A 14521-nucleotide genomic window follows, 5' to 3' on the forward strand; every position below is an offset into this window, starting at 1 on the left:
AAATTAGATATTGTGATATTGTACTTTTTGCTTAGCATACAGGTCGTCTTGGTAACCCCAGAAGTGTTTCAAAACTCTTTTAACAATGCGATCTTCTTTTAAAATATCTGGGTTATCGTGAGCACGCATCTCTAAATAGTCAATTAATGGGCGTCCATCACCGTCTACGTATGCTTGAGCTACTTGACAAATGTGCTTCATGTGGTGAAGATCCTTTTCCATTTGATCAGGTAAAGCTTCTTCTTGGCGCCGTGTTCTAAGCAATTGCTCCATAAAGTAAAGATTTAATTGACGAGTCTTTTCAGCTACGCTCATAATTAAAACTGTTTGATCATTAGTGTTTGGCAGCCAGGAGTGACCAAAGTGAATATTCATTTCGTTTTCATCAAGATATTCACGTTTCCAATATTGCCAATAAACTTGCTGCATTGAACCACTCTCAGAAATGCTGAGGTAGTCATCAACTAGACTATCGGTTGAATTGCCTTGTAATTGCTCCGCAATTTTTTCTTTAATATTAGAGTCTAGTTCTTTTTGAAAATGGTACTCAGTGACTTCACCAATACCACAGTCAATTACCCGGTCTCCTCTTAATACAAAGATTGCCATGTGTTCTCTACCAAAAGGTAATGAATATTCTCTGGTTTGTAAGCTATGTTCTTCGTTCATTTTTATGCCTCTAGTTCTACAAACTAAATTTTTGCTTATGACATTAGAAGTTTAGATCTTCTATAAAACAGTATATACACTTTTTTAGCAAATAAGCAAGCGCTTACATAAAAATATAGTATTAGTTGTAAAATACTTAAAATATTTTTCTTGTTTTAGATATTTTATGAAATCTCCTGGCTTTGCTATAATAATTAAGATAGCAAAGGGTGAGAACAATTTTATGGATATAAATAAACTTAAAGATTATCAAAAACACATACGTAATTTTGCGATTGTAGCTCACATTGATCATGGTAAGTCTACGATTGCTGATAGAATTTTGGAATTAACCGATACAGTGAGTGAACGCCAACTCAAGAATCAAATGCTTGATGACATGCCGCTTGAGCGTCAGCGTGGGATCACCATTAAAATGAACTCGGTTGAAGTAAAATATCACGCTAAGAATGGTGAAGACTATATTTTTCACTTAATTGACACGCCGGGACACGTTGATTTTTCTTATGAAGTTTCACGTTCCTTAGCTGCCTGTGAAGGTGCATTAATGGTAGTAGATGCAACCCAGGGGGTACAAGCACAGACTTTAGCTAATACATACTTGGCAATTGATGATGATTTAGAGATTTTGCCCGTCATTAACAAGATTGACTTGGCTTCTGCTGATATTCCTAAGACTAAAGAAGAGATCGAAGAGATGCTGGGCTTAGATGCTTCTGAAGCTGCTGAAGTCTCTGGCAAAACTGGTGAAGGCATTCAGGATATGCTGGAAAAAGTCGTTACAGATATTCCAGCACCAACAGGAGATTTAACTGCTCCACTTAAGGCCTTGATCTTTGATTCAAAATACGATGATTACCGCGGAGTTGTCATGTCCGTAAAGATTGAAGACGGAACGGTTAAGGCTGGCGACAAGATAAAGATCATGAATACAGGTAAGGAATATGAAGTTACCGAAGTTGGTGTTTCAAGTCCACAGCCTGTTAAGAAAGATATTTTAGTCGCTGGGGATGTAGGCTATTTAACCGCCAATATTAAATCGGTTCGTGAAACTCGTGTAGGTGATACCATTACTTCTGCAGTCAATCCGACTGAAGCACCACTTTCAGGTTACCGTCAGATTCCACCAATGGTTTATTCTGGGATGTATCCAGTTGACAACCGTGATTATGACGATCTGAAAGAAGCTCTGCAAAAATTGCAGTTAAATGATGCAGCCTTGGAATTTGAACCTGAAACTTCGACTGCTTTAGGTTTTGGTTTCCGTTGTGGATTTTTAGGCTTATTACATATGGATGTCGTGCAAGAACGATTAGAGCAAGAGTTTGATCTTGATTTAATTATGACTGCTCCTTCTGTTGACTATCATGCGATTATGAATGATGGCTCTACTAAGGTTATTGATAACCCATCTGATTTGCCAGATGCTGGCGAATATAAAGAAGTACAAGAACCATATGTTAAAGCTGAAGTAATGGTTCCTAATGATTTTGTTGGACCAGTAATGGAACTCTGTCAGAAAAAGCGGGGCGAGTTTGTCACGATGGATTATCTTGATAAATATCGTGTAAATGTTATTTACAATATGCCATTAGCTGAAATTATTTTTGATTTCTTTGACGATTTAAAATCTTCAACTAAAGGCTATGCATCCCTTGATTATGAGATTACCGGTTATCGAGCAACTGATTTAGTTAAGATCGATATTTTGCTTAATAAAGAGCCAATCGATGCCCTGAGCTTCATCGCATATAGAAGTGAGGCACAAGACCGCGCTCGTCAAATGACTTCGATGCTTAAGAAATTAATTCCACGGCAAAACTTTGAAGTTGATATTCAGGGTGCTATTGGGGCAAAGATTATTTCTCGTGCAACCATCAAGCCATACCGTAAGGATGTTACCTGGAAGATCCATACCGGTGACCCTGATCGTCGGGCTAAGCTTTTGGAAAAGCAGAAGCGTGGTAAAAAACGGATGAAGGCTGTCGGCAAAGTTGATGTCCCTCAAGATGCCTTTATGGCTGTTCTTAAGATGAATGATGATGACATCAAGGGGAAATAGCTATGGCAACAAAAAAGAAGCAAAAGACTAGCCTTAGTACAATCCTCATCCGAGTTTTGGCCGTTATCTTGTTAATTGTTGGATTAGTACTCATCTTTAACAAGCAAATTAGCAATCAGATGATCAGCCATAACCAAAAATCAACGTTGACGACATTAACTAGAAAGAAAGTCGAACAGAATCAAAAGAAAAAAGGAATGTTTGATTTTAATAAGGTGAAGTCAATGGATGCCGCCCGAGCTACTAAGTCTCAGATTAGCAAGACTTCAGGTGCGATCGGAGCCTTGGCAATCCCTGATGTTAATATGCATTTACCAGTAATGTTGGGGATGTCCGATGATGCGATGTCCACTGGTGGTGGTACAATGCGAGCTGACCAGAAGATGGGACAAGGCAATTATCCTTTGGCTGGACACTATATGACGGCTAAAGGTATCCTGTTTTCACCGCTTGAGGATGTAAAAAAAGGTGAGTTAATTTATCTCACTAACCTGAAGAAAGTTTATACTTATCGGATTTACATGAAGAAAGTTGTTGATCCATCAGCAGTTTGGTTGGTTAACAATACAAAAAAGAAAATTGTAACTTTGATTACCTGTGCCGATGGTGGCGCTAACCGTTGGGCTATCCGTGGTAATTTGGTTAAAACCGAAAAGGCAACTAATCAAAATTTGAAAGTCTTTCAGCTAAAATAGCAGACATCAATCTTTTATGAAGATTCGATTTGCGTTAAAATGATAAATAGAATTTTTCAATTAAAGACACTCATTTGTGAGTGCCTTTTAATTTTTAGTAATGAATGCAGGGTGTTTTTTAGTAATGAAATGGCAACAAAGAACAGCAGAACAATTGGCCCCAGACTTGATAGAGAAGTATCAATTAAGTCCATTGGCAGCTCAGCTTTTTGCATTGCGCGGGATCAATACGGATGAAAAGTTGGATTTTTGGTTTAACGCAACCGAAGAAAATTTAGCTGATCCTTTATTGATGCATGATATGGATAAAGCAACTGAGCGAATTAATCAGGCAATTGACAAGGGCGAAAAGATTACTATTTATGGTGATTACGATGCAGATGGTATCACTGCAACGACCATCATGACAGAGACGTTAGGGATCTTAGGTGCTGATGTTCATTACTTTATTCCTGATCGTTTTAGAGATGGCTATGGCCCTAATCTTGAACGCTACAAGGACATTATTGCAGACGGCACGAAGCTGATCATTACGGTTGATAATGGTGTAACTGGTATTGAAGAAGTTGAGTATGCCAAAAAACATGGTGTTGATGTGATTATAACTGATCACCATACTTTTCAAGAAAAAAAGCCAGCCGCAGCTGCAATCGTTCACTGTAATTATCCAGGACAGAAGTATCCGTTTGATGATTATTGTGGTGCAGGAGTTGCTTATACTATTTGTCGTAATTTAATGCAAGATACTATGCCAGAATTGCTTGATTTAGCGATGATTGGTACGATCGGCGACATGGTCAAAATTACTGGTGAAGGGCATATTATTGTTAAACGTGGTTTAGAAGTCTTGAATCAGACGTCACGACCTGGTTTACGAGCTTTAATCAAAAATGCTGGTTTAAGTTTAGGTTCAATTAATGAAACGGATGTTGGCTTCAATATTGCTCCACGCTTGAATGCAGTGGGGCGCCTAGCTAATGCTAACTTAGCAGTAGAATTATTGTTATCTGATGACGATATTGCCGCTCAAAAAATTGCGGATCAGATTGAGGAATTGAACAGTCAACGCAAAGAACTGACTACGAAGGTTTATGATCAATGCATAAACCTGATTCGGGAAAATAGTTGGCAGCGGCAAAATACATTAGTTTTATATGATCCTGATTTTCATGAAGGCGTATTAGGATTAGTAGCTAATAAGATTGTTGAAAAGACGCATAAACCTACTATTGTGTTGACTAAAAATGAAGCAGGCGAAGTCAAGGGATCTGGACGTTCAATCATCGGTTTTAATTTGTTTGCTGCGCTTAATCCGCTAAAAGATAAACTGTTAACTAAATTTGGTGGACATGATTTTGCTTGTGGTTTGTCAATGAAAGAGGAGCAAATTAAGGCGTTGCGTAAACAGTTTGAAGAGAGTTTTCATGTTGAAAATGGATTAGAAACCAAAGATTATGACATGGAATTACCACTTAATGGATTGACGCTTCAGACGCTGGCACAGATTAATCAAGTTGGTCCATTTGGCACTGACGATCCGCAACCGATTTTTAGCATCTCGGATCCAACAATTACTCATTTCTTAAAAATTGGTAAAGACAAAAATCACGTTAAGCTAACAGTCAATAAAAAGGGCGGAAGTTTGTCGCTTATAGGTTTTGATAAAAGTTTTTTGAATAATAATTTATTGCCATTTATTAGTAAAATATTTATCCAATTATCCCTTAATACTTTTCGTAAACAGGTATCCTTACAAGGGATCATTGAAGGTGTCGATTTTGCTTCGCCTAAGCTGGCTGTACCAATACCAGTCATTGATTTGCGTCAAGAAAGATACGTGATGGGGTTTGCAGATAGATATTTATTGTTTGATAAGAAAAATATCCCGGTTGTCAAAAATAGATTACAGATTGATGATCATAAAATTAGCTTAGTTAAGGATTATGAGCAATCTGGTGAAACCGTAACACTGCTTGACGTGCCGCGTAATCAAGTAGAATTTAATTCTGCACTTGAAAAGAATTATCAGCAAATTTATTTACGCTTTTTGCTTGATCAATTGCCAGTTGAACAGATTCCGGCTAAAAGCTACTTTGGCAAGGTATTAAAATATATTTATACTCATCCTTCTTTAGAGCCAGAGGACTATCGTACTGTAGCGCCATACTTAGGACTTGATTATGCCAATGTTTTATTTATTTTGCGAGTTTTCTTTGAACTAGGCTTTGTTAAAATGGATGGATCAAAGTTGGTAGGTGAAGCTAATCCACAAAAGCGGCCATTGACTGATTCCAAGTACTTGATGGCTACGGCCTCTCAAATTAAGTTTGTCAGACAGTTGAGAACCATGCCAACTCAGAAACTAATCACATATGTTAATAATATGGCAAATAATTAAGCCAAATATCAAGATTTCAGTGCTTTTGTTTTAAAAGTTTGGTAAAATAGACAGGTCAAAAGTGTTTGAATACAAACGCAAAGAGTTTTGGAGGTTTTTCTTCTTATGGCAGTTGATTTTAGTAAGTATATTGCAAGTGTTAAGGATTTTCCCAATAAGGGCATCGTTTTCCGTGACATTACGCCAATTCTGCAAGATGGTGAATTATATCGTCAAGCTACCCATGAATTAGCTGAATATGCTAAGAGTAGACATGCAGATGTAATTGTTGGGCCTGAAGCACGTGGTTTTATTGTAGGTTGCCCTGTAGCAATTGAGTTAGGCTTAGGTTTTGTACCTGCAAGAAAGCCTCATAAGTTACCACGAGAAGTTGAACGGGCTTCATATGATTTGGAATACGGTTCAAACAGCTTGGAAATGCATAAGGATGCAATTAAGCCAGGTCAACGAGTTGTTGTCTGTGATGACTTAATGGCTACTGCAGGTACTTTAAGAGCTTCTAAGGAATTAATTGAGAACTTAGGTGGTAAGCTGGTCGGTGCCGCATTTTATATTGAATTGCCTGATTTGAAGGGTAGAGAAAAGTTGCCAGATGTTGATATTTACTCACTTGTTCAATATCATGGTGCTTAATAAAGTAAATAGTTAAATTTAGCTAAATAAGTCAAAAGCTTTGGTGCAGTAAGCATTAAGGCTTTTTTATTTTGTTATATTTTTTATCTATTAGTACTATTATTCTACTCAATCGAAAGAAAACGGACAAAAAATGAACAAAAAATAAATATTATTGTTTAATAAGCAGTATTTGTTGACATTAATTCAGAATTATACGATAGTAGGTGTGTAAAAAGAAAGCGCTTACTATAATTTTCAGAAAGTGTGAATTCTATGAAGGAAACTAATATTCCGAATATTGTTGTTAATGATGATGTTGGTCAGTTAACCGATGAAGATCGGAAGAAAGCATTTGTTCTGTGGTTTGATCAATTACGTCGTGAAGACGTTAACTTAGTAGGTGGCAAGTCATCTTCGTTAGGTGAATTAACTTCTGGTACGGATGTTCCAGTACCTTATGGTTATGCGACAACCTCAACCGCTTACCGCTACTTTATGAAAACTACGGGCTGTCGTGAAAAGGTTGATCAGCTTTTGGCTACTTTGAAAGATCCAGAAGATTCAGATGAATTACATCGTGTAGCATCAACAATCAGAAAAGTAATTAAGAGTGCTAAAATGCCAGAAATTTTGGCAACGATTATTGGTGATTCATATGATCAATTAGCTAAGAGAATGGGGCAAAATGAACCTTACGTAGCTGTTCGTTCTAGTGCGACTGCAGAAGATTTGCCAAATGCAAGTTTTGCCGGTGAACAAGATACTTACTTAAACGTTCATGGTCGGGACAATGTTATCCGTAAAGTGCAAGATTGTTATGCTTCACTGTATACTGATCGTGCAACTTATTATAGAATTAAGCAACACTTCCCTGAAGAAAAGGTTGCCTTATCTGCGGCTATTCAAATGATGGCCTTTTCAAAAGCTGCTGGTGTAATGTTCACAGTTAATGTAGCTACTGGTGATGACACTAAGGTAATGATCGAAGGTTCATGGGGCTTAGGTGAATATATTGTTCAAGGTACTGTAACGCCAGATAACTACGTTGTTGATAAAAAGACGATGACCATCTCAAGCAAGACAATTAACAATAAAAATATTGAGTTAATTCGCCTGCCAGGTGGTGGTGTCGAACAAAGAGATGTACCAGAATATATTGCTAAGAAGCCAGCTTTAACTGATGAGCAAATAATTGAGCTTGCAGGCTATGCAGAGCAAATCGAAAAGCACTATGGCTGTTATATGGACATGGAGTGGTCACTAGATCAAAATGATAAGTTATGGTTAGTCCAAGCCCGTCCTGAGACTGTTTGGTCACAGCGTAAGAAGAATGAAAAAGATGAAAGCTCATCAACAGATGAAGTTGCTATTACTAAAGACCACAAAGTTTTATTAAAAGGTTTGCCAGCTAGCCCGGGTCTTGCTGCAGGCAAGGTTCACGTAATTGACGATCCAAAGGATATTAGCGAATTCAAGAAGGGCGAAATCTTAGTAACTCTGATGACTTCACCAGACTGGGTGCCTGCAATGAAGAAAGCCAGCGCAATCATTACTAATAATGGTGGCATGACTTGCCACGCTGCTATTGTATCTCGTGAAATGCAAATTCCTTGTTTGGTTGGTACTACAAGCCGTGGCACGGCAGCAACCAAAGCCTTGAAGACTGGTCAAATCGTAACTGTTGATGCTAAAGATGGTGTCGTTTATGAAGGCAAGACTGAAGAAGTGGCTAAGCCGAAGGCAACTACTCAAGCAGCACCACAAGTTGCAGAGTATTTCCCACCAACAGCAACCAAAGTTATGATGAATTTAGGTGATCCAGATTTAGCTGAAAAATACTCAAGCTTGCCAGCAGATGGTATTGGTTTGATGCGGGAAGAATTTTTATGGACTACTTATATTCACCAGCACCCACTATATTTAATTGAAACTGGACATCCAGAAAGAGTAGTAAATGAGTTAGCTAGTGGTATTAGCAAAGTCGCTCGTGCAATGGCACCGCGTCCAGTTGTTTTGAGATTTTCAGACTTTAAGTCAGGTGAATATCGCAACTTAAAGGGTGGAGAAAAGTATGAGCCACATGAACCAGCTGATCTATTAGGTTGGCGTGGAGCTTCACGTTATTATGATCCGAAGTACATTAATGCGTTCAAGCTAGAATTAGAAGCAGTTAAGAAGGTACGCAATGATTATGGTTTGAAGAACTTGAATGTGATGATTCCATTCTGCAGAACCGTTGATGAAGCACGTAAAGTTACTGATATTATGCGTGATCAAGGTTTGGTTAGAAATGCCGACTTTAAAGTCTACATGATGGCTGAAATTCCATCCAACATTATTTTGGCTGATCAATTTAACCAATATGTAGATGGATACTCAATTGGTTCAAATGACTTAACTATGTTGATCCTTGGCTGTGATCGTAATAATGATACGGTTTCTAGTTTATTTGATGAGCGTAATTTGGCAGTTAAGCGTGCAATTCGCCATTTGATTAAAGTTGCACACAAGGATGGCAAGACAGTTTCAATCTGTGGTCAAGCTCCATCAGAATATCCAGAATTTACTGAATTCTTAGTTAGAAGTGGGATCGACTATGTATCTGTCAACCCAGATATGGTGAAGGAAACCAAGTTGAATGTGGCCCATTATGAACAAAGAATTTTATTAGATCATGCAACTGGACTAGGTCGTCAAGATCCAACTGATTATGAATGGTAAAAGTAGTTGTCAATTATTTTAAGTTGGCTATTGATCTAATAATGAAAGATGGCTATACTAAAAGAAGTATTATGTCACCGCTGGTGATATAAGATCAACAGAAATGAAAAAACTACCCCTAACAGGAATATCTTGCTAGGGGTAGTTATTTTTTTGCCATTTGCTAGTTAGTTTGAATTTGGTCCAAGGTTTGATAAAGTCAAGCAAGAATAATTCATCTGCTTGAATTGAACCAATTTTATTCTTTCTAGGTTCTTTATGTGGTTGAAGAATGATTTGCAGTTCATTTTTGTAAATGCCAAAATTATCATTGCCAATTACGATATCTCCACGCTGAAATTCTTCATTATTATCATGAGGAGTATTCGTGATATCCTTATAAGTTACTCGTGGAATGGTTGACCGGATAACAGCTTGGGTCATATCTCCGCGACGAAAATGCTGCGTTTCTTCTACAATCGTTTTTTCAATGTCAGAAATGTCTTTTACATAGTCAACATGTAGCATTAATTGGTAACGATTAACTTTTGCTAAGGCTTTAAGTTCAGTTTCACTTGCATAGGCATTACCAATAATTACGTCATCAATCATATTAGAAGCAAAAAGATGCATTGCTTGAACGTCGATAGGCAAATCTCGATCTTCTTCCAAGGTAGGTAATCCATCTTCCACATTCCAAGGTCCAATTTTTCCCGTTTGGCTAGAAACAAAGGCGGCAGTGTGAATACCGAATTTTTTAAAGCGCTGACTGCATTTTAGAAAAAAGTCATAGGGAAGAGCAGTACCTCGTTGAGGATAAAAATTATGGCAACCATAAATAAATGGGGTATTAGCTTGGTAAGAAATAATATTATTTAGGTAGTCAACATCATTACTCATATTAAGTTCAATGATTAAACCATATGGATTAAATGACAGCATTGCTTCAGTTGCACCGTCAAAAGCTTGATCCAAGCGAATTCCTGCTGCTCCAGTTTCTGCAAAAAATTTTAAGTCAGAATAGCTAATGTTTAATTGATCAAATAATTGTGGTGATACATCTAAAAAGGTTTGGTAGCCTAATTGATTACCGTATTTAATAATTTTTTTATATTTTGCTTGGGTCTCAGCAAGACTTCCTTGCACTTCTAGCATGCTCATAAAGATGCGACTAAAGCCATATTTGTGTCCTAATTCTAAGTAACGGGCATTGTCTTCAAAATTGCTGTGGTCTGGATAAATTGACAGACCTAAAGATCTCATTGTCATTAGGAATACCTCATTTCATATGTGTCTATACCAATTATAGCGAACATTTGAATAAAGGTCTAGTCCAATGGCCAAAAACAAAATGGATGAACTTAGCGTCCATCCATTTGCATTTACTTTTAAGCTTTGAATAAAGCAGTAGAAAGGTAACGATCTCCACCGTCAGGAACAACAGTAACCACGTTATGACCCTTACCCAATTCTTTAGCTAATTTGATTGCACCGTGAATATTTGCTCCAGCTGAAATGCCTGGTAAGAAGCCTTCATTTTTGGCAACTTCGCGTGCAGTATTCATTGCCTCATTTGTTGAGACTTCAATCACACCATCATAAACGTTTTTATCCAAATTCTGAGGAATAAAGCCAGCGGCAATACCTTGTATACCATGTTTGCCTGTTTTACCGTCTTTTAGAAGAGGCGATTCAGCGGGTTCTAAGGCGTAAACCTTGGTGTTAGCATCTTCACGTTTTAACGCACGACCAATGCCTGAGAGAGTACCACCAGTGCCTACTCCAGCTACAAAAGCATCAATAGGTTGCCCAATAGCATTCATTGCACTGATAATCTCAGGTCCAGTAGTTAATTCATGGATATTAGGATTTTCGGGATTATCAAATTGCATTGGCATGTAATAGCCTTTTTCTTTAACTAGTTCTTCTGCCTTAGCGATCGAGCCTTTCATGCCGTCACTACCAGGAGTTAGGATAAGTTCAGCACCATAGCCTTTCATTAATTTACGTCGTTCAACACTCATTGTCTCTGGCATAACGATAATGATATGATAGCCTTTAGCTGCGGCAACCATTGCTAAGCCAATACCAGTATTGCCTGAGGTTGGTTCAATGATTGTTTGATCTGGTTTTAAATTACCGTCACGTTCAGCTTTTTCAATCATAGCTAAGGCAATTCTGTCTTTGATAGAACCAGCAGGATTTTCAAATTCTAATTTAACATAAACATTAGCTGCGTCTTCTGGAACTACCTGGTTTAGTTTTAATAATGGCGTATTGCCCACTAACTCTGTAACTGAATTAAATACTGTATTCATAATTTTACCTCTTGTTTATTCTAAAACTAATTTGTTTTGTTTAACTTGTTTAAGCCAGTTAGTAAAAAATATTTGCTGTGTGTTCCGACATTGAAAGAGGGGAGCAGCCATATTATAGTTTGCCGGCTTTTTGTAATTGCGCTCTGGGTGAGCAGCTACTTCTCGTTGATACTCATCTTTTAAGCCGTTTTGATCGTATTCGATATGAGAAAAAATAAAACTTTGCTCAGGCTTGTCAGGATTAGAAACCATAAACAAATGTCCATTATCGTCTACTGCATTGATTACTAAATGTGGATTTTGCAGGATTTGTTTTTTATCCATTTCTGCATAGCGTGCATGAGGAGCGATAAATCCTTGACTAAGTCTATCTAATAAAGGATGTGGTGCGATAATTAGATGTGGATAAATTCCAAAGATTTTTTCGGATAAGATTTGTTTTTGAATTCCATAAAAATGGTTAAGAGCAACCATTGCACCCCAACAGAAATACAACTGTGGGATTTTTAATTGATTAAGTTTATTAAGCAAACATCGAATTTCCTCGATATAGGTCACATCTTGAAATTTAATTTGATCGATAGGTGAACCTGTGATAATAAAACCATCTAGGGTATTAATTTGTTCTAAATTGAGTGGTTTGGAAGTTTGAGCAACTTCATTAGGTACTAATCGATTTAGATAATGCATGCGCGGATAGAAGAATATCAATTCGGTATTAGGTAAGACAGAAGCAAATCTTCTTTGCGTATCTAATTTATCATGCATTAGGTTCAAAATGCCTATTTTTAATTGCTTAGTCAAGTTTTAACCTCCTTACTTTTTATCAGTTGTAAGTATTATATAGCTTATTTAAAATAAGTGAAGAAATTAAGCTTAAAAGAACTGGCAATTTTTGCCAGTCGGAAAAAGTTTTAGAAAATAGGTGAGAGCAAGCGAGAAAAGTATTGTTTGAACTTCAGCCACGATGATTGCTTGTCAAAATAGTCTGTGGTTAATAATGTACAATCAGCTAGATCTTTTTCAAAAATCTTCTTTAGTTGCACAGTTAATGCTTCATTATAATTAAATGAGTTAACTTCAAAATTAAGAGTATAGCTACGGAAGTTTTGATTAGCTGAACCAACTGAAGAAATATTAGAACCACTCACTACAGTCTTAGCATGGATAAAACCATTATTATATTTATAAATTTTTACACCGTGAGTTACTAAATACTTAGCATAGTATTCGGTTGCGCGGTAAACAAAGGGATGATCAGGCATGCAAGGGATCATGATTCTAACATCAACGCCACTATTGGCTGCAATGATTAAAGCCTCTAGCACTGAGTCTTCCGGAATTAAGTAAGGCGTTTGGATATAGACATATTTTTTTGCACTAGCGATAATTCCTTCATAGCCGCGCCGGATGCCATAATGTTCATTGTCTGGACCAGAAGATACGATTTGCATAGCGACATTGTTGTTTTGATTCATGCTATTACGATTGACTTTAAATTTTTCAATTCATCAAGTTTGAATTTAGGTAAATTTGTTCTTCTAGTAGAGGTGTTCCAGTCCATGGCGAAACGCACTTCCATTAAAATTGGAGCTTGACCAACAACCCGCAGATGTGTATCGCGCCAGTGTCCAAATTTTTCAGAACGATCAACATATTGATCTCCAATATTAAAACCACCAATGTAACCGACATTATGATCAATAATAACTAATTTGCGGTGCAAGTGATAATTCATTCTAGGAGTAGTGAACCAATGCTTTTTAGAAGTAGATAAGAAAGGCTGAGCCTGTCCACCTAATTCTCTTAGATGATCAAAGAAAGCGGGCTTAGTGCCACGTGAGCCAGTACTATCATAAATTACTCTAACTTTGACACCATTTTTTGCGGCCTCTTCTAGCGCGGCTAATATTTGTTTACCTAATTGATCATCAAAAAAGGTATAAAATTCTAAGCTGATAGATTCTTTAGCATTCTTAATATCCTGAATCATGCGTTTGAACAATTCCGAGCCCTTGATAAAAACTTTTACTTGATTATCAAAGGTCATAATAGCATCGTCATTGTTTAAATTCAGTTCCGTTAGCATCCGAGCCCTTGTCATATGCTCTTCTTTAGGTAAAAGATCCTCGTCTTTAAGCATTTTTCGTTGCTGTCTTAAATAATGCTCGCGAACCTCTTTCTGTTCTGCTTGCAAAGCGAAGATTTCATCATGTGATAATTGTCTACCAAAGAAGAGATATAAGATAAATCCAACTCCTGGTAAGACACTTAACACCAACATCCACGCCCAGGTAGCCACAACACTGCGGCGACTTCTAAAGACTGTCCATACTGCAAAAAAGATGTTGATTAACCATAAAACTTCAATAGTGCGACGAATAACGTTCCAAGTTAAAACCATAATTACTCTTCCTTTCTTACTAAATAATTTTAGCAGATTTTGTATAGAAAATTTTATTAAAAAGTATCGCAAAAATAGGGTATTTTTTGTTAAAATAAAGCTGAAGACAGAATAAACATTGCGAGGGGGTAGATATTATGAAAAAGATTATCTATGTAGCAGGTGTAATGTTAGCTAGCATGACTTTGGCTAGCACAACAGCTCCAGTTGTTAGTGCTGTATCTTCCAATCCAATCAGACAGGGTAAAAAGTTAAACTTAACCCGCGGTGCCGGTGTTTATAACAGGAAAGGCATTAAGGTTGGTCATTTGAAAAAAGGCAAGGTTTATAAGGTTCGTGCCATTAAGATAATCAATGGTAATACCTATGTTAAAATTGCCAAGAATAGATTTGTGAAAAAAGAAGCTTTCTTACCATATTCTGAATCAACTATTAATGTAATGAATAAAATTAAGAAACCATCATTTGTTTATGATGAAAAAGGTGAAAAAATTCCTGGTAAGTTTTTGAGAAGAGGTACTAAGGTTCATTACTTGGGACACAAAGAGATTGAAGAGAAGCCATTTGTAAAAATTGGTGCTGGTGAATATGTTAAGGCTATGAACGTTCTGACTACATTGATGAATTAAGTGTAAATAAATAACCTAGGATTGAGATTTT

At 37.0% G+C, this 14521-nt stretch carries 10 protein-coding genes and 2 pseudogenes; 7 read left to right on the forward strand and 5 right to left on the reverse strand.

All coding sequences use genetic code 11. The features are described from left to right. Nucleotides 1-3: 3 nt before the first annotated feature. Nucleotides 4-669 (reverse strand): hypothetical protein, encoded by a 666-nt coding sequence (locus tag ICI50_RS04470; protein ID WP_013853941.1) that lies wholly within the window; start codon nt 667-669, stop codon nt 4-6. Nucleotides 670-892: 223 nt separating this feature from the next. Here ICI50_RS04470 and lepA point away from each other — a divergent pair, with 223 nt between their 5' ends. The 6 genes and pseudogenes from lepA (at nt 893) to ppsA (ending at nt 9160) form a co-directional block, all read left to right on the forward strand. Continuing rightward, a complete protein-coding gene (lepA, locus tag ICI50_RS04475) occupies nt 893-2731 on the forward strand; it encodes a translation elongation factor 4 (protein WP_013853942.1) in 1839 nt (612 codons plus the stop codon). Nucleotides 2732-2733: 2 nt separating this feature from the next. Next, entirely contained in the window at nt 2734-3426 is a 693-nt protein-coding gene (locus tag ICI50_RS04480) for a class A sortase (RefSeq protein ID WP_013853943.1), read from the forward strand. 124 nt (nt 3427-3550) lie between these two features. Next, nucleotides 3551-5824 (forward strand): single-stranded-DNA-specific exonuclease RecJ, encoded by a 2274-nt coding sequence (gene recJ / locus ICI50_RS04485; protein ID WP_095341978.1) that lies wholly within the window; start codon nt 3551-3553, stop codon nt 5822-5824. Nucleotides 5825-5929: 105 nt separating this feature from the next. Further along, nucleotides 5930-6457 (forward strand): adenine phosphoribosyltransferase, encoded by a 528-nt coding sequence (locus ICI50_RS04490; protein WP_013853945.1) that lies wholly within the window; start codon nt 5930-5932, stop codon nt 6455-6457. A gap of 65 nt (nt 6458-6522) precedes the next feature. Beyond that, nucleotides 6523-6594 (forward strand): annotated as a pseudogene (locus ICI50_RS11085) (Loki-CTERM sorting domain-containing protein); the annotation flags it as partial. Between the two features lie 118 nt (nt 6595-6712). Then, entirely contained in the window at nt 6713-9160 is a 2448-nt protein-coding gene (gene ppsA, locus ICI50_RS04495; protein WP_279593437.1) for a phosphoenolpyruvate synthase, read from the forward strand. A gap of 135 nt (nt 9161-9295) precedes the next feature. On the opposite strand, the gene ICI50_RS04500 is transcribed toward ppsA, so the two are convergent. The 4 genes and pseudogenes from ICI50_RS04500 to cls form a co-directional block, all read right to left on the reverse strand. Continuing rightward, the gene (locus tag ICI50_RS04500) at nt 9296-10408 is read right to left on the reverse strand and encodes a DUF871 domain-containing protein (protein WP_013853947.1); all 1113 of its coding nucleotides are present in this window, start codon (nt 10406-10408) and stop codon (nt 9296-9298) included. A 119-nt stretch (nt 10409-10527) separates the two neighbouring features. After that, on the reverse strand, nt 10528-11457 hold the full coding sequence (gene cysK, locus ICI50_RS04505; RefSeq protein ID WP_013853948.1) for a cysteine synthase A: 930 nt from the start codon (nt 11455-11457) through the stop codon (nt 10528-10530). Nucleotides 11458-11472: 15 nt separating this feature from the next. After that, nucleotides 11473-12261, reverse strand: a complete 789-nt coding sequence (locus tag ICI50_RS04510; protein ID WP_082598974.1) for a homoserine O-acetyltransferase/O-succinyltransferase family protein — start codon at nt 12259-12261, stop codon at nt 11473-11475. Nucleotides 12262-12371: 110 nt separating this feature from the next. Next, nucleotides 12372-13861: pseudogene (gene cls, locus ICI50_RS04515) on the reverse strand (cardiolipin synthase). A 137-nt stretch (nt 13862-13998) separates the two neighbouring features. On the opposite strand from cls, the gene ICI50_RS04520 reads away from it, so the two are divergent. Continuing rightward, a complete protein-coding gene (locus tag ICI50_RS04520) occupies nt 13999-14490 on the forward strand; it encodes an SLAP domain-containing protein (protein WP_095341979.1) in 492 nt (163 codons plus the stop codon). The last annotated feature ends 31 nt before the right edge of the window (nt 14491-14521 follow it).

The organism is Lactobacillus kefiranofaciens, assembly GCF_014656585.1.
In the GTDB taxonomy this organism is placed as follows: Bacteria; Bacillota; Bacilli; order Lactobacillales; family Lactobacillaceae; genus Lactobacillus; species Lactobacillus kefiranofaciens.